Annotated in this window: 19 protein-coding genes; 6 read left to right on the top strand and 13 right to left on the bottom strand. The window is 63.2% G+C overall.

The features are described 5' to 3' along the window. Nucleotides 1–15: 15 nt before the first annotated feature. Nucleotides 16–684 (bottom strand): RraA family protein, encoded by a 669-nt coding sequence (locus HU770_RS13005; RefSeq protein WP_186663828.1) that lies wholly within the window; start codon nucleotides 682–684, stop codon nucleotides 16–18. Between the two features lie 112 nt (nucleotides 685–796). Between HU770_RS13005 and HU770_RS13000 the strand changes: the two genes are divergently transcribed. Then, nucleotides 797–1,696, top strand: a complete 900-nt coding sequence (locus HU770_RS13000; RefSeq protein ID WP_186663827.1) for a LysR family transcriptional regulator — start codon at nucleotides 797–799, stop codon at nucleotides 1,694–1,696. Nucleotides 1,697–1,747: 51 nt separating this feature from the next. On the opposite strand, the gene HU770_RS12995 is transcribed toward HU770_RS13000, so the two are convergent. Genes HU770_RS12995 through HU770_RS12975 form a run of 5 tightly spaced genes read right to left on the bottom strand, consistent with a single transcriptional unit; the run spans nucleotide 1,748 to nucleotide 6,255 of the window. After that, nucleotides 1,748–2,548 (bottom strand): aldolase/citrate lyase family protein, encoded by an 801-nt coding sequence (locus HU770_RS12995; protein ID WP_095064276.1) that lies wholly within the window; start codon nucleotides 2,546–2,548, stop codon nucleotides 1,748–1,750. Nucleotides 2,549–2,573: 25 nt separating this feature from the next. Further along, nucleotides 2,574–3,377: a carbon-nitrogen hydrolase family protein gene (locus tag HU770_RS12990; protein ID WP_033696876.1), complete on the bottom strand. Its 804-nt coding sequence runs from the start codon at nucleotides 3,375–3,377 to the stop codon at nucleotides 2,574–2,576. 51 nt (nucleotides 3,378–3,428) lie between these two features. Then, nucleotides 3,429–4,424 (bottom strand): TRAP transporter substrate-binding protein, encoded by a 996-nt coding sequence (locus HU770_RS12985; RefSeq protein ID WP_033696877.1) that lies wholly within the window; start codon nucleotides 4,422–4,424, stop codon nucleotides 3,429–3,431. Nucleotides 4,425–4,453: 29 nt separating this feature from the next. Further along, nucleotides 4,454–5,737, bottom strand: coding sequence for a TRAP transporter large permease subunit (locus HU770_RS12980; RefSeq protein ID WP_186659871.1), 1,284 nt, complete (start codon nucleotides 5,735–5,737; stop codon nucleotides 4,454–4,456). Then, nucleotides 5,737–6,255 (bottom strand): TRAP transporter small permease, encoded by a 519-nt coding sequence (locus tag HU770_RS12975; RefSeq protein ID WP_186663826.1) that lies wholly within the window; start codon nucleotides 6,253–6,255, stop codon nucleotides 5,737–5,739. The genes HU770_RS12980 and HU770_RS12975 overlap by 1 nt, the downstream gene beginning before the upstream one ends. A gap of 341 nt (nucleotides 6,256–6,596) precedes the next feature. Here HU770_RS12975 and HU770_RS12970 point away from each other — a divergent pair, with 341 nt between their 5' ends. Continuing rightward, the gene (locus HU770_RS12970) at nucleotides 6,597–7,166 is read left to right on the top strand and encodes an SPOR domain-containing protein (protein ID WP_186659864.1); all 570 of its coding nucleotides are present in this window, start codon (nucleotides 6,597–6,599) and stop codon (nucleotides 7,164–7,166) included. A 116-nt stretch (nucleotides 7,167–7,282) separates the two neighbouring features. Continuing rightward, on the top strand, nucleotides 7,283–7,708 hold the full coding sequence (locus tag HU770_RS12965) for a GTP pyrophosphokinase (RefSeq protein WP_033696882.1): 426 nt from the start codon (nucleotides 7,283–7,285) through the stop codon (nucleotides 7,706–7,708). A gap of 3 nt (nucleotides 7,709–7,711) precedes the next feature. Here HU770_RS12965 and HU770_RS12960 read toward each other — a convergent pair whose 3' ends face one another. Then, nucleotides 7,712–8,404 carry an endonuclease I family protein gene (locus HU770_RS12960; protein ID WP_186659862.1) on the bottom strand — a complete coding sequence of 231 codons (693 nt, stop codon included), beginning with the start codon at nucleotides 8,402–8,404 and terminating at the stop codon, nucleotides 7,712–7,714. A gap of 6 nt (nucleotides 8,405–8,410) precedes the next feature. Beyond that, a complete protein-coding gene (locus tag HU770_RS12955; protein ID WP_033696884.1) occupies nucleotides 8,411–8,653 on the bottom strand; it encodes a DUF1654 domain-containing protein in 243 nt (80 codons plus the stop codon). Nucleotides 8,654–8,941: 288 nt separating this feature from the next. On the opposite strand from HU770_RS12955, the gene HU770_RS12950 reads away from it, so the two are divergent. Further along, nucleotides 8,942–10,996 (top strand): TonB-dependent receptor, encoded by a 2,055-nt coding sequence (locus HU770_RS12950; RefSeq protein WP_186663899.1) that lies wholly within the window; start codon nucleotides 8,942–8,944, stop codon nucleotides 10,994–10,996. 29 nt (nucleotides 10,997–11,025) lie between these two features. Here HU770_RS12950 and HU770_RS12945 read toward each other — a convergent pair whose 3' ends face one another. The 5 genes from HU770_RS12945 to HU770_RS12925 all read right to left on the bottom strand — a co-directional run bounded on the left by HU770_RS12945 (nucleotide 11,026) and on the right by HU770_RS12925 (nucleotide 17,135). Further along, complete coding sequence (locus HU770_RS12945; protein WP_033696886.1) at nucleotides 11,026–12,321, bottom strand: FAD-binding oxidoreductase; 1,296 nt, start codon at nucleotides 12,319–12,321, stop codon at nucleotides 11,026–11,028. A 53-nt stretch (nucleotides 12,322–12,374) separates the two neighbouring features. Then, nucleotides 12,375–12,797: a RidA family protein gene (locus tag HU770_RS12940; protein WP_186659857.1), complete on the bottom strand. Its 423-nt coding sequence runs from the start codon at nucleotides 12,795–12,797 to the stop codon at nucleotides 12,375–12,377. Between the two features lie 26 nt (nucleotides 12,798–12,823). Then, nucleotides 12,824–13,963, bottom strand: coding sequence for a tyramine oxidase subunit B (locus HU770_RS12935; RefSeq protein ID WP_033696889.1), 1,140 nt, complete (start codon nucleotides 13,961–13,963; stop codon nucleotides 12,824–12,826). A gap of 185 nt (nucleotides 13,964–14,148) precedes the next feature. Beyond that, entirely contained in the window at nucleotides 14,149–15,459 is a 1,311-nt protein-coding gene (locus tag HU770_RS12930; protein WP_186663825.1) for a hypothetical protein, read from the bottom strand. A 188-nt stretch (nucleotides 15,460–15,647) separates the two neighbouring features. Beyond that, nucleotides 15,648–17,135: an aldehyde dehydrogenase family protein gene (locus HU770_RS12925; protein WP_186663824.1), complete on the bottom strand. Its 1,488-nt coding sequence runs from the start codon at nucleotides 17,133–17,135 to the stop codon at nucleotides 15,648–15,650. Nucleotides 17,136–17,410: 275 nt separating this feature from the next. Here HU770_RS12925 and HU770_RS12920 point away from each other — a divergent pair, with 275 nt between their 5' ends. Both HU770_RS12920 and HU770_RS12915 read left to right on the top strand, forming a co-directional pair. Continuing rightward, nucleotides 17,411–18,907 (top strand): APC family permease, encoded by a 1,497-nt coding sequence (locus tag HU770_RS12920; RefSeq protein WP_186663823.1) that lies wholly within the window; start codon nucleotides 17,411–17,413, stop codon nucleotides 18,905–18,907. Further along, on the top strand, nucleotides 18,888–19,472 hold the full coding sequence (locus tag HU770_RS12915; protein WP_186663822.1) for a DUF3156 family protein: 585 nt from the start codon (nucleotides 18,888–18,890) through the stop codon (nucleotides 19,470–19,472). The genes HU770_RS12920 and HU770_RS12915 overlap by 20 nt, the downstream gene beginning before the upstream one ends. The last annotated feature ends 53 nt before the right edge of the window (nucleotides 19,473–19,525 follow it).

Below are 19,525 nucleotides of genomic sequence, written 5' to 3'. Positions count from 1 at the left end.
CGGGGCTGTTCATGATCAACGAGGGCGGCGTGCGGCCTCGATGGTGGTTCGTGAACCGACGATATCAGGGAATTTCTCACCCTTGGCCAGCCGCGCCAGCGTGTGCTTTTCGTTGTGCTGGAAGTCGATGGCACGCTGAGCCATTTCGATCACCTGGCCGGGGCGCAGAAACACCATGCCGTTTTCGTCTGCCACCACCGCATCGCCGGGGTGGACAATCACCCCGCCACATTGGATGGCGGTACAGAACTCGCCTTCCAGGCCCATCACGCGGGTGGTAATCGCGCTGGCACCGCGTGACCACACTGGCACACCATGCTCGCGTATTTCGCCCAGGTCGGTGACGTAGCCGTCGACGATGATCCCCGCCACGCCAGCCTGCTTGGCGGCGTAGGCCATGGCGCCGCCCAGGGCGGCGGTGATGCGTTCACCGCAGCGGTCCACTACCAGAAAGTCGCCTGGGCGCACGCAGCCCATGGCGTAATGCAGAATCCCGCCATCGTTGCCTGGCATCCTCACGGTCACCGCAGTACCCACGGCCCTGACATTCTGAAAGTGTGCCTTGATGTGCGGGTTGGCAATACCGTGGGTAATGAAGTGGCCGATGGTCGCCGGTTCGGCGTTGATCAAGACTTCAAGTTCAGCGGCGCTGATCGGGGCGGGCAGTGCTTCGATAATATACATAGGGTGTTGTTATTAGGCCGGATGCTTTTTCGAAGGGTTTCGGTCATCCTAACAAGCACGCTTAACGGTCGATAATAAAAATCCGTAAGCAGTAACCGGAGCAGTTTTTATCATGCGTATCACGCTGATGCAGATCGAGGCGTTCTACTGGACCGCCCGCCTCGGGGGCGTTCATGCCGCCTCCCGTCATCTTCACCTGACGCAACCTGCAGTGTCGGCGCGGATCAAGGAAATGGAATCGCTGCTCAGCGTCAAGTTGTTCGACCGCAGCAAGCAACGCATGAGCCTTACCGCAGATGGCCATACCGCTTTGCGCCACGCCGAACAGGTGCTCAACAACAGCACGCAACTCGAGCAGTTTGCCGCGCAGCAGAAAAAGCACCGGCGCTTGCGCCTGGGCGCGGACGAATGTTCGGCGATGGTCGGGCTGACGGCGGTAATCAGCGATATAAAGGCGCACTTCCCCGAGGTCACCCTGGAGATCTCCATCGATGTCGGTGCGGTGCTCAACCGCAAGCTGAACGACCACGAACTCGACATCGCGCTGCTGACCAACCCGGCCACGCGTGAGGATGTAACCGATGTATTCCTTGGGTGGATGACCTTCCAGTGGGTGGCGGCGCGGCACCTGGACGTGGCCCCGGGGCCTTTTCTGGCGCAGCAGGCCCGGCAATATTCGATTGTCACCCACAGTGCGCCTTCGACACTGTATTCAGTGGTGGACCGCTGGCTGAAGGAAAGTGGCTCGGTCAGCCATGCCTTTCATTCGAGCAACTCGCTGGCCTTTATTGCCAAGATGGTAGCGGCAGGGCATGCCATTGGTATTTTGCCGGTACCCTTGATTCGCGACCTGCTGGCTGTCGATTTGTTGAAGACATTACCGTGCGATCCGCCGATCCCGCCGGCCAAGTTCTGCCTGTCTTATTTGACCGAACGCCCGGATATGCAACTTGATACCTTGGTTTCGATTATCCGGGCGACCTTGGTCAAACAGAATTTTCTGGTCGATTGATCAAACCGGGTGTGCCCGGCCACGGCGCAGGCGCCATGGCCGGGCCAGCGTTCAGGCCAGTGCGCGTTTAACGGCCGAGATCTGTTGCCCGGCCTGGTTGAGCCAGGACAGGTCGCTGCCCATCAACAGCATGTCGCTGCCCATTTCGATGAGGCGCTGCGCGGTGGCCTGGTCTGCGGGGAAGCACGGCACCATGACCTGGATCGCGCGGGCATGGCACTTCTCGATCAGCAGCTCAAGGCGTTGCAGCACTTCGGGGTTGCCAAGGCGGTAGTCGACCGGCAAATGTCGCGACAATGAATAATCGGCAGGGCCGAAGTGCACGGCGTCGATGCCCTCCACGTCGAGTATTTCATCGATGTTGTCAAAGAACTCGTAACTTTCGGCCATCGGCACGATCACGCTGCGGGTATTTTCGGCCTGGGTGTAGGTGGCCCAGTCGAAGCCGGGCCCGGCGAACCCTGCCGAGCGCACCGAACTGTCACCGCCGCGGCGTCCCAGCGGGGGGAACTTGCTGTAGCGGATGATTTCGCGCATCTGCGCCGCCGTGTGGACCTGCGGCACGATCACGCCCGAAGCGCCCATCTCCAGCGCCTTGCGGATGTCCCACTCCAGCGTGCCACGCACCCGTACAAGGCAGGGGATGGCCGTGCTGTTGGCGGCCAGCAAGAGCTTCTCCATGTGGCTGTCGACACCCAGCGCAGTGTGCTCGGCATCGATGAAGACGAAGTCCAGGCCCCAGTTGCCGGCCACCTCGATGGGCATGCAGGCCGTACTGTAAATGTTCATGCCGAAGGTAGCACCGCGTGCCATGCGCGCCTTCAGCGTTGTGTGTGTGATGTTTGGGTTCATGGTCAAGGTCTGCCTTGGGCTGATATCAGAGGCGATAGGTTTCGGGCAGGCGGTCGCGGAACGGGTGCACCTCGAACACGCCAGGGTCACGTATCAGCGATTTGTTGCGGGCCTTGGCCAGGTCGATTTCGACGCTGTACACACCGTCTTCCAGCCCTGCGCGTACCAAGGTCTTGCCGGAGGGTTCGATGATGTGGCTGGTGCCGATGAACTGCATGCCTTCATCCATGTCGTTGCGGTTGGGCGCGACGAAATAGACCATGTTCTCGGCCGCGCGCACGGTGCTGAAAATATCCGGCAGCATGCGCGCCTGCTCAGGCCAGGCGGCAGGCAGCACGACAATATCGGCGCCTTCGAGCGCCAGCGTGCGGACCACCTCGGGGAAACGGATTTCATAGCAGATGGCCAGGCCGATACGGCCGATCTCGGTGTCGAACACCGGCGGCGCCCACTCGCTCGGGCGGTCGGTGAAACGGTCGCCGATCATGAACGGCAGATGGCGTTTGCGGTGCAGGCCGATGATGCCCTGTGCGCCGATCAGCGCGGCGGTGTTGTACACCGAGGCTTCATGCCGTTCGTAGAAACCGACCACGATCAGGATGCCGCTCTGCGCCGATACCTGCAGCAGCGGTGCCAAGGCATCGAGGGTAATGGCGCCGCGTTCGAGGTCTTCGCGGCTGTCGAAAGCGCCACCGGTAATCAGGCATTCGGCAAAGGCGATCAGGCGCGAGCCTTCAGCCGCAGTTTGACGTGCCAGTTCGGCAACCTTTTCCAGGGTGAGGGCCGGGTTGCCGGCCACGGGATGAATCTGGGCGACGGAGATTTTCATGCGGGTCCTTGTGGCAATTGAAGGGCGCCGCCACGGGCGGCGCGGGTAATGTCACTGCGCCTGGTAGCCCATGGCCTGGTAGACCTTGCTGACCAGTTCGGGGTTGATCTGGGCGGCGTACTTGTCGACCACGGGGCGGATCCTGGCCTGGATCCGCGCGACCTCTTCGGCCGGCATGTCGTTGACCTGCATGCCGTCGCTGCGCAGTTCGGCGATGGCCTTGCTGTCGGCCTCGCGGGAGATCCTGCGCTGCTCCAAGCGCACTTCCTGGGCCACCTCGGTCAGCAGTTGCTGCTCATCGCGGTTGAGGGTGTCCCAGAAGGTCTTGCTGATCAGCACAATCTGCGGGTTGTAGTTATGCCGGGTCAGGCTCAGGTACTTCTGGACCTCGTTGAAGCGCGAGGCCAGGATCAGCGCCGCCGGGTTTTCCTGGCCATCCACGGTGCCGGTCTCCAGTGCCGTGTGCACCTCGGTGAAAGGCAGAGGGGTGGGGTTGGCACCCAGCGCAGCCCACACGTCGAGGAACAGCGGCGATTGCTGCGCGCGGATCTTCAGGCCGGCAATGTCTTCAAGGCTTTGCACCGGGCGCGCATTGTTGGTCAGGTTGCGTACGCCCAGCTCCCAGAACGCCAGGCCGACCAGGTTTTTTTCGGGCAACTGGTCGGTGAGCATCTTGCCCACTTCGCCATCGAGCATGGCATCGACCTTGGCGGTGTCGGTGTACAGGAACGGGAAGTCGAGGATGCCGAAGTCGGTGACGTGGTTGATCATCAGCCCGGCGTTCCAGGTCATCATTTCAACCACGCCGCCTTGCAGCGACGACAGCACTTGCACGTCGCCACCCAGGACGCCATTGGGGAAGGTGCGTACCTTGATCTTGCCATCGCTGCGCTCTTGCACTTTCTTGGCGAACAGCTCCATGCCGATGGCCGGTGGTGTGCCCTTGGGGCTGGTGGCGGCGAACTTGATCACGCGCGGATTGTAATCGGCGGCCATGCTCAGGCTGCTGGAGAGCAACAGGGCGGCGATGACGGCGAGCTTCTTCATGGTGTGTGCCTTTTATTGTTGTAGGGGGATCAGTGGCCGAACCACTGAGCGGGGACGGTGACCAGTTCGGGGAAGATGACCAGCAGGAACAGCACGATGATTTCGGCGATCAGGAACGGGAACGTGCCCTTGAGCAGCGCCTCGTAGCGCATCCTGCCGATGCCGCACACGACGTTCAGCACCGTGCCCACGGGTGGGGTGATCAGGCCGATCGAGCAATTGATCATGAACAGCACGCCGAAATAGATCGGGTCGATGTTGGCGGCGGTCACTACCGGCACCAGGATGGGCGCAAGCAGCAGTATCGTCGGCGTCAAGTCCATGACCATGGAGATCACCAGGATCAACAGCATCAGCACCACGATCAGCAGGCGTGGGTTGTCCATCACTGGCTGGATCAGGTCGATGATCTGCCCCGGGATGTCGGCAATGGTGATCATCCAGGCGGGTATCGAGGCAGCGGCGACCAGGAACATCACGGCGGCGGTGGTCTTGCCGGCGCGCAGCAGCAGGTCATTGAGCGACTTGAGGCTGAGTTCGCGGTAGATCAACGACGACACCAGCAGGGCATAGACGCTGGCAACCGCACCGGCCTCGGTGGGGGTGACCACGCCAAAGCGCAGGCCTACCACGATGATGACCGGCAGCATCAATGCCCAGAAGCTGTCGACCAAGGCCTTGAGGCGCTCCTTGGCACTGGCCTTTGGGCTCAGCTCGACCTCGGTATTGCGCCGCGACATCAGCCACCAGGCCACGATCAGGGCGGTGGCGATCATCAGCCCCGGGGCGATGCCGGCAAGGAACAGCTTGGTGATCGACAGGCCGGAAGCCACCCCCAGCACGACGAAGCCGATACTGGGCGGGATGATCGAACCGAGCACCGAGACCGAGGCGATCAAGCCGCCGGAGCGGTCGCGGTTGTAGCCGGCGATGACCATCATCGGCAGCAGCAGCGCGGTCAGCGAGGCCGCGTCCGCCAGTGCCGAACCGGACAGGCTGGACAGCAGCACGCCGGCGATGATGGTGACGTAGCCGAGCCCGCCGCGCAGGTGGCCGACCAAGGTGATGGCCAGGTTGATGATGCGCTTGGACAAGCCACCGCTGTTCATGACCTCGCCAGCGATGATGAACAGCGGAATGGCCAGCAGGGGGAAGCTGCCTGCAGAGTTGATAATGTTCTGCGCGATGATCTGGCCATCGAACAGGCCCAACAGCCACATCAAGGCAACGCCGCAGAGGATCAGAGCGTAGGCGATGGGGGCGCCGATCAGGATGGCGGCCATCAGTACGCCGACGAAGACAGACAGGGCCATTATTCAACTGCTCCGTGTTCGGCTGCCGAGGGTTCGGCCGGGGTGTGGGCGGGCAGGGTGCCCGTGAGGTTTCTGACCAGCTGGGTAAAGATCAGCAGCCCGCTGAGTATGCAAAAGACCAGGCCTGCACCATGGAACAAGGCCATGGAAATGCCTGTGGAGGGGGCGCCTACATGCAGGTTGATCACGGTCTGTTTCCAACTGCCGTCAAGGAACAGCCAGGTCACGTAGAGCATCAGCACTTGAGTGAGCGCCAGCAGGCACCTGGCCACGCCGGGGGAGACCCGTCGGGTAACGATGTCGACGCCGATGTGGCCATGTTCGTGAAGCATCAGTTGGGCGCCGGCGAACACCAGCCAGACGAAGGCCAGGCGGGAAATCTCCTCGCTGAAGAACAGGCCCGAGTTGAAGCCGTAGCGCAGCACGACATTGGTGAAAATCAGGCAGGTGATGATGACAAGGCACCCGATCACCAACGTCTTCAGAACCAGGAAGTAACCATCGATCAGTGTTTTCATGGCGCCTCCTGGAGCATCACTGCCCAGGGAGCGCCGAAAGCGCTTGGTGCGAGAACGCGGACAGGAACATCCACCTGTAGGTGTGAGCGGGGCATGGAGTCACCTTTTTATTATTGGACATACGTCGTCGTACGACTGTGTGGATTGTTCAACGAAACGCCCGGTGTCTGCTGCCTCAAGTTTTTTATCAGGGGGATAAGAAATAGCGATCAGTGGGCTGGCGTTGCCGGTGGAATGGACTGCCGTCGCAGCGTCGCGGTAGCAGGGTGTAACGTATGGTCGCGGTCCTTGCCCTGGGTCGGCATGCTAGACTCCGCCCCTTCGAATCTGGAGGTACACGCGTGCGCAAACTGGCTGTGGTAATGGCAGTGCTCGCCCTGGCGGGCTGTGAGAACGAGGTCGAAGGCGTGCACAAGCAGGTGGCCGAGCACCTGCACAACCCCAAGACGGCCAAGTTCGGCAACGTGCGGATCGACACGAATGGCACCCTCTGCGGCCAGGTCCGCGGCAAGGACGATGCCGGGCAGTACGAAGCCTACCGCAGCTATGTGGCGATCAAGCGTGATGGCCAGTATGAGATCATCGTTGACGACAGCGGCAACAACCTGCGCATCCGCGAACTGTGTGGCGGTGCCGACCTGCAGCGCCGCGCCGAGGCGCTGGCCGGAGAGCCGGCCCCTGAAGGCTGGGATGTCGAAGTGGTGCAGGGGGCGAACATGGGCGCATTGAGCGACATGACAGCGCGCCTGATCGAGAAGGGCATCCCGTCTTCTGTCGAATACCGCAACGGCAAGCCTGTCGTGCTGATGGGGCCGTTCCCCACCAAGGAAGAAGCCGAGGCGCGCAAGGCCGAGGTGATGGCCAAGCTGGGGACCGATTCGGTGGTGATCCAGCACGGCGCCCAGCGCTGAGGGTTATCCAGGCTGCAAGGCAGGCCGCAAGGGCTCTATCGCCAGCAGCCGACCTGTCATCTGCGCCCAGTGCGGGCTATGCTTTGCACTGGGAGAGCTGAACGGGGAGGGGCCTCATGTCTACACTGGAGCGGGCCATTGTCGTGGCAGCCAAGGCACATGAAGGGCAATACGATAAGGGTGGGGCGGCGTACATCCTCCACCCGTTGCGCGTGATGATGCGGGTATCCACGCCCGAGCAGCGGATCGTCGCGGTGCTTCATGATGTGATCGAAGATACCCCGCTGACCCTGTCCGACCTGGCGCGTGAAGGTTTTGCACTGAAAATTCTCGCCGCCTTGCTGGCGCTGAGCCGACGTGACGGCGAGGCCTATCAGGACTTCGTGGTACGGCTGGGCGTCGACCCACTGGCGCGTACCGTCAAATTGGCCGACCTGGCCGACAACAGCGACCTCTCGCGCATCGCCTGCCCAGGCCCTGCCGACCTGGCGCGGCTGGCCCGTTACCGGGAGGCCAGCGCCTACCTGCAGACACTGGCCTGACCCTCAGCCGCAGGCCTTGAGGTTCACCGGCCCGACGAATGCGTTACCACGCCCCATCACGCAGGCCACCTGCTGGTTGCGTTGCAGCTCCCAGGCCTGCGGTGGGTAGGTCTTGTTCCAGGCTTCGAACAACTGGCGGTCCTGCTTCGACAGGCGCAGGTTGTACTGCTTGCTCATGTAGAAGTAGGTGCGCGCGATCATGCCGCGGATCGAGGGGCGCGGCATGACCTTCTTGGCCTTGAAATCGACCTGGGTCAGGCAACTGCCGTACTGACCCCGCTGTTCGGGCAGCCAACCGAAACTGAAGTTGCTGCGGTCGCCGTTGACTTCGCCAATGCTGGGCACCAGGTTGTGCAGGTCGGCCTCGGCGCGTTTGTACACCTCATCCTGTTGCGAGCATTGTTTGCGCCCTCCGGCCTGCCAGCACTGGCGCTGGTGGCCAATGTGCCAAGCCGGCACGATGTGCTCCCATTCGATGCGCGAAGCCCGTTGCGCATTCTTGCGCGGGGCATAACCGCAAGAGGCCAGGTCGACCTTGTTGCCTTTATATTTGCAGCCGCAATAAAACTCCGTCGACTGGGGCGCGTACAGCTTCCAGGCGACTTTCTTGGCCTCCTGGAAGGTGCGCGGGGCATCGGCTTGGGCAAGCGGGGTGGCCAACAGCAGGCAGGTTGCAGCGAAAAGCGTAACTCTCATGCGCGGTCAGTCTTCCTTGGGCACGGTCCAGAAAATCTGCACGCCACCGTCGTCGCGATGGGCGAGGGTGACGTTGTCGTTTTCGGCGATTTCCTCAAGCAGGGTTTCCCAGTCGTCCGGGGATTCCTGCTCCAGGCGGAAGATCAGCGCGGCGCGGTTGCGCTGGGCGGATTGGCTGTTGATGATCTTCTGGATACGGACACCCAGTTGTTCATAGCTGCTCGGCGTTGCTGAGGAGGTGCTGGCCACAGGCATTTCCTTGTTTTTGCTGTATGTGCATACAGTATTTCACTGTAAGTAAATTCGCAACTGCCTGTGAGGCGAAAGAGTGTGTGACTGAGGTGAAGGATTGATACCATTCAGCCCATCACCCCTCCGCCATCATTCGCGCGCGCTGTGCATGGCCACAGCAGCGACGCCTTGGGCGTGGCCCGCAACGGGTCAGGCGCAAGTTTCAGGAAGCTTCACATGTACCCACTCCCTTTGCATCGACCTGCCCACTTGCGCACAGGCCTGGCCCTGTTGCTGACCGGTAGCATGAGCCCCTTGAGCCATGCCGGCAGCGAGGTAACCGATGTGCTGATCACCGACCCTGTGGTGGTCACCGGCGCCTATGCGCCAACCGGTAGTTTCGACTTGCCTTTTTCGATCGATACCGTCGACCTTTCACAGGGCAACGACGGCCAGTTGGGCGTCAACCTGTCGGAAGTGCTGACCAAGGTGCCTGGCCTGGTGGTGCAGAACCGGCAGAACTACGCGCAAGACCTGCAGGTGTCTTCGCGGGGTTACGGCGCACGCTCGGCCTTCGGCATTCGTGGCCTGAAGCTGCTCAGCGACGGCATTCCGGCCAGTACCCCGGACGGGCAGGGGCAGGCGGCCTCGCTGAACCTGGATGTGGCCGACCGTATCGAAGTACTGCGTGGCCCGGCCGCGACCCTTTACGGGAGCAACGCCGGCGGCGTCATCCAGATGTTCAGCCGGGACGGGCAGGGGCCTGCCAGGCTCGGGGCCGAAACCACCTTCGGCAGCGACGGTTTCAACAAGAATCACCTGTCGGCCGAGGGCGGTAACGAGACGGCCGGCTTTGTGCTCGATGCCTCGCGCATGGACACCGACGGTTACCGTGACCACAGCGCTGCCCGCCGCGACCAGACCTTCGCCAAGGTGCACGTCAGGCCAGACGCCGATTCACGCCTGGCACTGATCTACAGCAGCCTTGAGCAAAACAACACGCAAGACCCGTTGGGGCAGACCTGGAGCGCTTACCAGCACGACCCGCGCTCCACCGCGACAGTGGCTGAAACCTACAACACCCGCAAAAGCATCGACCACCAGCAGTTGGGCATGAACTACGAGCGCTATTTTGGCGATGCCACGTTGCAGTTCAATCTCTATGCGGGGCAGCGCAGCGTCATTCAGTACCTGTCCATCCCCAAGACGGTGGCCTCCAACAGCCAGCGTGGCGGTGGGGTCGTCGACTTCGACCGTGAGTTCCACGGTGGCACCTTGCGCTGGATACAGCCGGTTACCGCCGCACCCGGCAACCTGACCGTCACGGTGGGCGCGGACTACGACCAGAGCAAGGATGACCGCCGCGGCTACCAGAATTTCAGCGGCGACACGCTAGGCGTCAAAGGCGAGTTACGCCGTGACGAGCAAGACACCGCCACCAGCCTGGACCCATACATCCAGGCGCATTGGGAAATCGGCGACTGGACCACCCAGCTCGGCGTGCGCCACAGCACCATGCAAATGCGCGTCGATGACCACTACCTGGCCAATGGCGACGCCAGTGGCAAGAAGAAATATCAGCAGAACACGCCATCGCTGTCGGTGATGTACGCATTCACTGCCGACTTGCGTGGTTACGTGAGTGTCGGCAAGGGTTTCGAGACCCCGACCCAGGCCGAGATGGCTTACGCGCCCGGCCTGGTCGAAAGCTTCAATTTCGGGCTCAAGCCTGCCACCAGTACCCAGTATGAACTGGGCGTTAAATACCGGCTCGGTGAGCGCACCCGGATCAACGCAGCGGTCTACGAAATCCACACCGATGATGAAATCGTCGTGGACCGCTCCACCGAAGGCCGCACCAGCTATCGAAACGCTGGGCGAACCTTGCGCCGCGGTTTCGAGGCGAGCCTGCACAGTGACCTGAGCGATCAGTGGCAAACCACCGTGGTGTACACCCGCACCGATGCCCGCTATGCCGAAGATTTTGCCCAAGGCATGCAGACCATCGACAGCGGTAACCGGCTGCCTGGGGTACCGCTGAACAACCTGTATGGCGAGCTGGTGTGGAAGCCTGCGACGTTCGTCAGCATGGGGGTGGAAGGGCAATACCGCAGCAAGGTGTATGTGGAGGACAGCAACAACGCCAAGCCGGCGCCTGCCTATGCCGTGTTCAACTGGCGAACACGCTTTGAGCAGCACGTCGGGCCTTGGACGTTTCATCAGCTGATCCGCTTGGATAACCTGCTTGACCGGCAGTACGTGGGGTCGGTGATCGTGGGCGACAGCAACTCGCGTTACTACGAAGCTGCGCCTGGGCGCTCGTGGTATGCCGGGGCAGGGTTGGAGTATCAGTTCCGCTGATGTGATGCGGTGCTATATCCGCTGAGGGTTCAGGCGAAGCGTTCGAACCGATAAGGGCTTGGATCGATCAGCGGTGGCGCTTGCGACACCAGGTCTGCCGCCAGTTGGCCGGCAGCCGGCGAGGTGCCGAAGCCATGGCCGGAAAAGCCGGTGGCCAGGGTCAGGCCGGGCAGGGCCGGCACCGGCCCGATGACCGGGTTGGAGTCGGGGGTGACGTCGATGGTGCCGGCCCAGGCTGCGGCGATCTGTGCTTGCTCGAAGACCGGCCAGGCCGCCTTGAGGTTCCGCAGGGCTTCGTCATTGAGTGCGGTGTTGGCCTGCGGGTCCTGAACCCTGACGCGTTCGAAGGGCGTGACTTGCGAGGCCTTCCAGTGCCGGGCCAGGGCCAGATCCTTGAAGAAATACTTGCCGAAACTGATGCGCAAAAAATCACGTTGCGCCCGCAATTGCGGCAGGTAGCGCCTGCCCAGCAGCACATGGTCCCAGGTCAGGAACGCATCGAGCGCGCCGCGTTGGGTGATGATGTAGCCGCCATCCTTGTGTTTGCGAAACGAAAAATCCGGTGCGCCCACGGCGATGTCGGTTGGGCCTTGCAGCGGGTGGGTACGCAGCACGGAACAGGTCAGCGGCAAGGTGGGCAGGTCGATATCGAGGTTGCCGAGAAACTTGCGTGACCACATGCCCCCGGCCAGCAGCACCTGCTCGCAGCGGATCTCGCCTTGTTCGGTGACCACGCCGCTGACCCTGCCGGCGGCGGTGACCAATGTGCGCACGGCGCAGTTTTCCACGATCACTGCGCCTTTGGCGATCGCCGCCCGGGCAATGGCGCTGGCTGCCAGGGTTGGCTCCGCGCGGGCGTCGGAGGCGGTGTAGATGCCCCCGGCCCATTCGGCACGGCCACCGGGCACCCGGTTGGCAATCTCTTTGCTGCTGAGCAGGCGAGAGTCCAGGCCAAGGTGCTCGATGCTCTTCAGCCAGCTCTCGTGCATGCCCATCTGCGTGTCGTTACGGCCAATGAACATGATGCCGGCTTGCCGGTAGCCGACATCGCAGCCAACCCGCTCGGCCATCTTCGCCCACAGCCGGTCGGCGGCCAGGGCCAGCGGAATGTCGTGCGCATGGCGGTTGGTCTTGCGCACCCAGCCAAGGTTGCGCGACGACTGCTCGCCCGCCAGGCGGCCCTTCTCCAGCACCACCACCGGGATGTTGCGCTCGGCCAGGGTCAGGGCTGCGGTCAGGCCGATGATGCCTGCGCCGATGATCACCACGCTGGTGGCCTGAGGGTGGGTGGTACTGGTGTGCACAGGATCGATGACGGGGGACATGGCTTCACTCGGCGGCAGTGTGAACAGAACGTGGCGGGTTCAAGGCGGGCAGGTCACTGGCCCAGCCGGATCAACGAGACCTGCGCGCGGGAGGCACCCCGGTACGCCGTCACTTCCAGCTCGACCTTGTACACGGTCGACCCCAGCGGCGGGCAGGTGACGGTGGTGGCCGGGTCGACGCCCCTGAATTTCTCGCCGATCACGTCCATGACCTTGGGAACATCGTTCGGGTCCTGGATGAACACGCGCGAGCTGATCACATCGCCCAGCCCAGCGTCGACGGCCGCCAGCGCGGCTTCGATGTTGGCGAATACCTGGTGAGTCTGTTCGATCACGTCTTCGGGGATGATCTGGGTCTGCGGGTTGCGGCCGGCAGTGTTGGACACGTAGATCCAGTTGTCTACCGCCACCAGGCGGGAGTAGCTGGCCATGTCTTCGAATTTGGAGCCGGTTTTCAGTTTGGTGATTTGCGTCATGGGGGAGCCTTTTGAGGTGAGGAGGGTCAGCTGAGGACAGGTTTTTCCCAGAGGTTGAGCTTTACGCCGATGCCTTTCTCGACAGCGTTGCGGTACACCACGGTGCCCCAGGCGACGTCTTCCACGGGCATGCCGCCCACCGACATGATGATGATTTCATCGTCGTTCAGACGTCCTGGCGCGTCACCGCTGATGATCTTGCCGATGTCTTCGACCTGCGCGGCGTCGAGCGTGCCTTCGGCGATCATGTCCATGAAGCGCACGCCTACCAGCGGCACATGGTTGTGCGCAGGCTTGGGCAGTTCGTCGAACCACGCTTCGTACAGCCCGGTGTTGTCCACCACCTTGCGCACGTCCGAACGCTCCATGCCTGCATCGATGCTGCAGGGGGCGGGCATCGCCAGAAACGCGCCGGGCTTGACCCATTCGCGGCGTACCAGCGGGTAGGTGCTGGGGTCGCCGACTTCGCCCGAGCTGCAATAGCTGACCAGGTCGGCATCACGCACCACCTCTTCCAGGGTTTGCACGACCTGGATCCGCGTGATCTGCGGGAAGGTGGCCTTGACCCAGGCCACGAACTCATCGAGGTTCTTCTGGCCACGGCCTTTGATCTTGATCGTGTCGATCAGCGGGCACACGGCCATGAACGCGGCGACCGTGGTCTTGCCCATCACACCTGGCCCGGCCAGGCCGATGACCTTGGCGTCCTTGCGGGCCAAGTGGCGCGCGCCAACACCGGGGATGGCGCCGGTGCGGTACGCCGACAGCAGGTTGGCCGACATGTGCGCCAGGGGCGCGCCGGTGTCGGCGTCGTTGAGGGTGAACATCAGGATGGAGCGCGGCAGGCCCTTTTCCCGGTTGGCGATGTTCGAGCCATACCATTTGGCGCCTGCGGTGCGGAAGCTGCCGCCCAGGTAGGCGGGCATGGCCATCATGCGACGGTCTGCGGTGGGCTTGGGCATGTGCGGGAAGGGCGACTGTTCGGGGAACGTGATCATCGCGCCGTGGGAATCGTTGTTCGGGCCGGCCATGCGGTAGTCGCCCTGGTAGAGCAGGTTGAACATCGCCTCCATGGTGTCGACACAAGCGGGCATGTCGGTCACGCCGGCGCGGATCATGTCCTGCTCGGACAAGTAGATGAAGTCAATTCGGGTATCGAGGGTCATGGCGGGTCTCGCAGGGCGGCCGTTATCAGGGACGACGGCGTCATCGGGTTTTGTTGTTGTGGGCTGGCGCTAACACGTGCGGCCAGTTTCGCTAACGGCTGGCAGGGCGTCTTGTGCCTGCGTGCCAGCCGTTTTGACCTGCCGTGCCATCGGCGTATTGGCAAGACGGTGACTGCCATCAGGGCCTAGAAGGGCACCGCGATGGTCAGCTGGCTGTAAACGTTGGTGCCGTTGCCACCCACCTGGTTGCCGCCGTTGCTTTCGCCCTTGCGTGGCTGATACAGGCCGACCAGCGGGCTGATGACCAGGTGCTCGTTGACCGCCCATTCCAGGTACAGGTCGAGCTCCCTGGCATCGAGGTTGAGGCTGTCGCGGGTGCGCACGGTATCGAAGTCGAAATACAGCGCACCGACCGTGAGGTTTTCCAGCGGCGTAGCCTTTACGCCAACATGGTGAATGCCGGTGTTGCTGTTGAACGGGCCGGCGTAGTTGGCGGCGACCTCACCTTGGAACCAGGTGCCATAGCCACTGGACAGGCCACTGAACAGCGAATCCCAGCCTGCCGAATAGCGCGTGTAACGGTAGGTCACCTGGGGTGCCCAGGGCAGGTCGGCGAAGGTGTAGCCGGCCTGCAGGTACCAGGCTTTTTCCGCGCCGCCTTGCTTGTCTTGCCACGCGTATTCGAAGGCGAAGCTGGCGTTGTCGATGCCGGCGCTGCCTTCGCCACGCAGGCTGTAGACATCCATGCCCTCACGCGCCTTCTGGAAGGCGCTGGCCCATTGGTCGGTCACGTCGATGCCGTGCACCCAGGTCAGCCCCAAGGTGCCCAGGGCATGGGTGTAGTCCAGTGTGCCTGCGGCCAGTTCGGTCTCGGCCTGCGCGCGGTTGTCGGACTTGAGCCACAGCAGGCTGCCATGCAGGCCATCCTGCCCGCCCAGGCGCAGCACGGCGGTGCGGTCGAAGGCATGGCGCGCCGCCAGGTAGTAGGCACCGCCGCGGTCCAGGGTGCCATCCGCCACACCGTTGCCCAGGTTGGGCCCGTCGTCGTTGATCAAGAAGCCGCTGCCCAGGCGGACCACCTGGCGCCCTCCGGAGATATCCACGCCATCCTTGCCCAGCCAGGGCAGCAGATCGCCCGAACGCCAACCGAGGTACGCGTCTTCGATCTTGGTGGTGCGTTCGGAGCCATCGGTATTGCCTGCGGCATCGCCATCGCCCCAAGTGGCGGAACTGACCCAGTTCAAGGCGCCATAAAGGCTGCCGTTGCCGGCCAGGCCCTGATCGCCGCTAACGCCATACTTGATGAAGCCCTCGCGCCAGGTCGAGCCACCGGGGGTGCCGTCATAGTTCTTGCGGCTGTTGAACATGCCCCACACCGCGAGCATGTCGGCATTCAAATGGCTGTCGTCGTCGGCGTAAAGCTCGTAGGCGGGCGCGGCCTGGCTGGCCAGTAAGGTGGCCAGGGCCAGGGCGGACAGCCTTTGCGGTTTGAACATTGCACTTCCCTCGATTGTTCTCGGCACCTTGCAAGGCGGCCTTTGTTTTTCGGGGGCACCCGTGTGGGCACGAGGCGCCGTCGCGGTTGGCTGCGACGGCCTATTAGCGCGTGGATGGCAGGGTGGGGTCTTGTTCGTGGCTGCCAAGGCGTTTGCACGCCTTGGCCAGGCCTGTTCGATTGGCCGGTTCAGTAACGGATCATCACCGACTTGAGCTCGGTGAAGTCATCGATGAACGCCGAGCCGAACTCGCGGCCGATGCCGGACGCCTTGATACCGCCAAACGGCACGGCCGGGTCGAGCAGGGTGTGCATGTTGACCCACAAGGTGCCGGCCTGGATTTCCGGCACCAGGCGCATGGCCTTGCCCAGGTCGTTGGTCCATAGGCTGGCGCTCAGGCCATAAGGCGTCGCGTTCATCAGGTGCAGCAGTTCGTCTTCGTCGTCGTAAGGCAGGAAGGTCGCCACCGGGCCGAAGGTTTCCTGGTTCAGCAAGGTGTCGCTGGCGGCCTTGGCGAGGATCACCGTCGGTTCGACGAAGCAGCCCGGGCCCTCGCCAATCTGCCCGCCATGGATGATCTGGCTGCCCTCGGCGCGCGCGGTGGCGAACAGCTCGGCCAATTTTTGCTGGTGCGGCTTGTTGGCCACTGGGCCGAACTGGGTGGCCTCATCCAGGGGGGAGCCGACCTTCAGCTGGCTCAGGCGCTGGGACAGCGCATCGAGCAGCGGGTCGATGCGCGAGCGGTGGACGAAGAAGCGCTCACCCGCTGCGCAGATTTGCCCTGAGTGCAGGAAGCCGGCCTCGATGACGCCATCGACGGCCTTGTCGAGCGCCACGTCAGGCAGGAATGCCACTGAGTTCTTGCCACCCAGCTCCAGAGTCGCCCGGGTCAGCTTGGCGCCCATGGCGGCCTGGCCGACGGCGATGCCGGTAGGCACCGAGCCTGTGAACGAGACCTTGTCGGTGCCGGGGTGCTCGATCAATGCCTTGCCCACCAGGCCGCCACCGGTCAGCACGTTGAGCGCGCCCGGCGGCAGGCCGGCCTGGCTGGCCAGCTCGGCGATGCGCAGCAGCGTCAGGGGCGTGAACTCGCTGGGCTTGAGGACGATACTGCAGCCGGTGGTCAGGGCCGAGGCCAGTTTCCAGATGGCGATCATGGTGGCGAAGTTCCACGGCACGATGCCCACGACCACGCCGATCGGTTCGCGCAGGGTGAATGCACTGTAGCGCTCACCGGCGAACGAGGGCAGGGACGGGGTGATGGTCTGGCCGGTGATCTTGGTGGCCCAGCCTGCGTAATAGCGCAAGAAGTGCGCGGCCTGCTCGACTTCGAAAGCGCGCGCGATACCGATCAGCTTGCCCGACTGCAAGGTTTCGAGCTGGGCCAGTTCTTCGCGGTTGGCTTCCAGCAGGTCGGCCAGTTTGAACAGCACGGCGGCGCGGGCGGCGGGGCTGGTGCGCGACCACGTGGTGAAGCCCTGGCGGGCCGAGCTCACGGCATGCTCCACATCGGCCTGGTTGGCGTCGGCGATGCGGGCGATGGTTTCGCCATCGGCCGGGTTGACCACCGCAAGGGTCGCAGACGATTGGCTCGCCAGGTGTTGGCCGTGAATGAACACGCCATGTTGTCGGGCCATGAATGCGGTGACCGCGGGAAGAAGGGTAATGTCGCTCATGCAGGCTCCTGAGGCAGAGACGCGGCCCGGCAGGCCGCCAAAGCGTCGAGCATAGTGAGCGGGCACGGTGTTGATCTTGCATCTCCCTGACGCCGGCATGACGCTGCCTGCCAGGCGTGATGGCATTGGCAGGCAGCAACAAGGGCGACGGCAGCCATGGGCAAGACGCCCTGCCAGCTGCGGCGCACAGTGGGGGCGCAGGGAGGTAAACAACAGCCGTGCGTGCAGGTTCGCTTGCCGCGTTCAACGCCACAAAAACAAGCCGGGGCATAACGATGTCACTCAACAATAAGCTCACCGAGCATCTCAACCGGGGCACTGTCGGGTTCCCCACTGCGCTGGCCAGCACCGTCGGGCTGATCATGGCCAGCCCGGTGATCCTTACCGCGACCATGGGCTTTGGCATTGGCGGCGGTGCCTTCGCCATGGCCATGGTCATCGCGGCATTGATGATGCTGGCGCAGTCGACCACCTTCGCCGAGGCGGCGGCGATACTGCCGACTACAGGGTCGGTGTACGACTACATCAACTGCGGCATGGGCCGGTTCTTCGCCATCACCGGCACCTTGTCGGCCTACCTGATCGTGCACGTGTTCGCCGGTACCGCCGAGACCATTCTGTCTGGCGTCATGGCCCTGGTGAACTTCGAGCACCTCAATACCCTGGCGGAGTCCGCAGGGGGCTCGTGGCTGCTCGGCGTGTTCTTCGTGTTGGCGTTCGCGGTGCTCAATGCTTTTGGCGTCAGTGCCTTCAGCCGCGCCGAGGTGATCCTGACCTTCGGCATGTGGACCACGCTGATGGTGTTTGGCGTGCTCGGCTTGATCGCTGCGCCGGCGGTTGAGCTGGAAGGGCCGTTCGGCGCTTCGCTGGTCGGCACCGACCTGATGACCATCCTCTCGCTGATCGGTATGGCCATGTTCATGTTCGTCGGGTGTGAGTTCGTCACCCCGCTGGCGCCGGAGCTGCGCCGTTCGGCCTGGGTGTTGCCGCGGGCCATGGCGTTGGGTTTGTTTGGCGTGGCCAGCTGCATGTTCATCTACGGCGCGGCGATGAAGCGCCAGGTTGAAAACGTCGTGCTCGATGCCGTCAGCGGTGTGCACCTGCTCGACACGCCTATGGCCATCCCGCGTTTCGCCGAGCAGGTGATGGGCGATATCGGCCCGGTGTGGCTGGGTATCGGCTTTCTGTTTGCCGGCGCTGCCACCATCAACACCTTGATGGCCGGGGTGCCGCGCATCCTCTACGGCATGGCGGTGGATGGTGCACTGCCCAAGGCTTTCAGCTACCTGCATCCGCGCTTCAAGACGCCTTTGCTGTGCATTCTGGTGGTTGCCTTGATCCCGTGCCTGCACGCCTGGTACCTGGGGGGCAACCCGGACAACATCCTGCACCTGGTACTGGCGGCGGTGTGTGCCTGGAGCACCGCTTACCTGCTGGTGACGTTGTCGGTGGTGATCCTGCGCATCCGTCGTCCGGACCTGCCACGTGCCTACCGCTCGCCGTTGTTCCCGCTGCCGCAGATCCTCTCCAGCAGCGGCATCGTCATCGGCATGGCGTTCATCACCCCACCGGGCATGAACCCGGCCGATATCTACGTGCCGTTCGCCATCATGCTGGCCGGCACCGCGACCTATGCGCTGTTCTGGACGCTGTGCGTACAGAAGGTCAACCCGTTCAAGCCGGCGCGGGTCGAGGATGTACTGGCACAAGAATTCGCGGCAGAGCCGGGCCATGCAGTGGAGCACATGCAGCATGATCAGACATTTGCGTGAGCGCCTGCTGGCGCCGCGTGCCCCAGCCGGCTACCGGCCAGGGGCTACGCTGGGGCTGCTGTCGCGTAACCTGGGGCAGGTACAGATGCACCTGCTGGAACCCGCCCGCGCGGTGCTCGACAACCCCGCCCAAGGCTGGCGTGCCGAGGTGCGCGAGTGCGTCGAGGCGCACTTGCTGATGCACGTGGTGACCTGCGAATTCCAGCTGTGCCTGCCTGCCCTGCAAGGGGGCGAGGTGAAGCTTGAATTGCGTCACACTGGTGCAATCCGCCGTACGGGCCTGGCCTGCGTGTACCGCGGCGGTGACAAGGCGCGCTTCATCCAGGCACGTGACCTGCTGCTGAGCAATGCGCAACTGACCGCCGAGCTCATGCCGCTGGATTTCAAGCGCCTGGCCCTGGAATGCCGCGATGGCCACTGGTGGCTGACCCTGGAACACATGGGCGGCAGCGAAGTGGTCAACCGCATGCCGGCGTTCCGGCGCTACATCCAGATCAGCCCGCCGCAGCGGACGCACCTGATGGCTTGCCTCGCCCTGTTCGGGGAGTCGCTACCCCGCCTCTGACCTTTTTCTGGCACGTGCCTTGCTCCTGTTTCAGGCGAGAGATCACAGTTGTG

Source organism: Pseudomonas sp. SWRI68 (assembly GCF_014269165.1).
GTDB classification, from domain to species: Bacteria; Pseudomonadota; Gammaproteobacteria; order Pseudomonadales; family Pseudomonadaceae; genus Aquipseudomonas; species Aquipseudomonas capeferrum.
The sequence above is the reverse complement of the archived record's forward strand: the minus strand, read 5'-3'. Positions and strand labels throughout refer to the sequence as shown.

Coding starts and splice junctions, on each gene's coding strand:
- HU770_RS13005 (WP_186663828.1), bottom strand. CDS start 684: ATGTATATTATCGAAGCACTGCCCGCCCCGATCAGCGCCGCTGAACTT.
- HU770_RS13000 (WP_186663827.1), top strand. CDS start 797: ATGCGTATCACGCTGATGCAGATCGAGGCGTTCTACTGGACCGCCCGC.
- HU770_RS12995 (WP_095064276.1), bottom strand. CDS start 2,548: ATGAACCCAAACATCACACACACAACGCTGAAGGCGCGCATGGCACGC.
- HU770_RS12990 (WP_033696876.1), bottom strand. CDS start 3,377: ATGAAAATCTCCGTCGCCCAGATTCATCCCGTGGCCGGCAACCCGGCC.
- HU770_RS12985 (WP_033696877.1), bottom strand. CDS start 4,424: ATGAAGAAGCTCGCCGTCATCGCCGCCCTGTTGCTCTCCAGCAGCCTG.
- HU770_RS12980 (WP_186659871.1), bottom strand. CDS start 5,737: ATGGCCCTGTCTGTCTTCGTCGGCGTACTGATGGCCGCCATCCTGATC.
- HU770_RS12975 (WP_186663826.1), bottom strand. CDS start 6,255: ATGAAAACACTGATCGATGGTTACTTCCTGGTTCTGAAGACGTTGGTG.
- HU770_RS12965 (WP_033696882.1), top strand. CDS start 7,283: ATGTCTACACTGGAGCGGGCCATTGTCGTGGCAGCCAAGGCACATGAA.
- HU770_RS12960 (WP_186659862.1), bottom strand. CDS start 8,404: ATGAGAGTTACGCTTTTCGCTGCAACCTGCCTGCTGTTGGCCACCCCG.
- HU770_RS12950 (WP_186663899.1), top strand. CDS start 8,942: ATGAGCCCCTTGAGCCATGCCGGCAGCGAGGTAACCGATGTGCTGATC.
- HU770_RS12945 (WP_033696886.1), bottom strand. CDS start 12,321: ATGTCCCCCGTCATCGATCCTGTGCACACCAGTACCACCCACCCTCAG.
- HU770_RS12940 (WP_186659857.1), bottom strand. CDS start 12,797: ATGACGCAAATCACCAAACTGAAAACCGGCTCCAAATTCGAAGACATG.
- HU770_RS12935 (WP_033696889.1), bottom strand. CDS start 13,963: ATGACCCTCGATACCCGAATTGACTTCATCTACTTGTCCGAGCAGGAC.
- HU770_RS12930 (WP_186663825.1), bottom strand. CDS start 15,459: ATGTTCAAACCGCAAAGGCTGTCCGCCCTGGCCCTGGCCACCTTACTG.
- HU770_RS12925 (WP_186663824.1), bottom strand. CDS start 17,135: ATGAGCGACATTACCCTTCTTCCCGCGGTCACCGCATTCATGGCCCGA.
- HU770_RS12920 (WP_186663823.1), top strand. CDS start 17,411: ATGTCACTCAACAATAAGCTCACCGAGCATCTCAACCGGGGCACTGTC.
- HU770_RS12915 (WP_186663822.1), top strand. CDS start 18,888: ATGATCAGACATTTGCGTGAGCGCCTGCTGGCGCCGCGTGCCCCAGCC.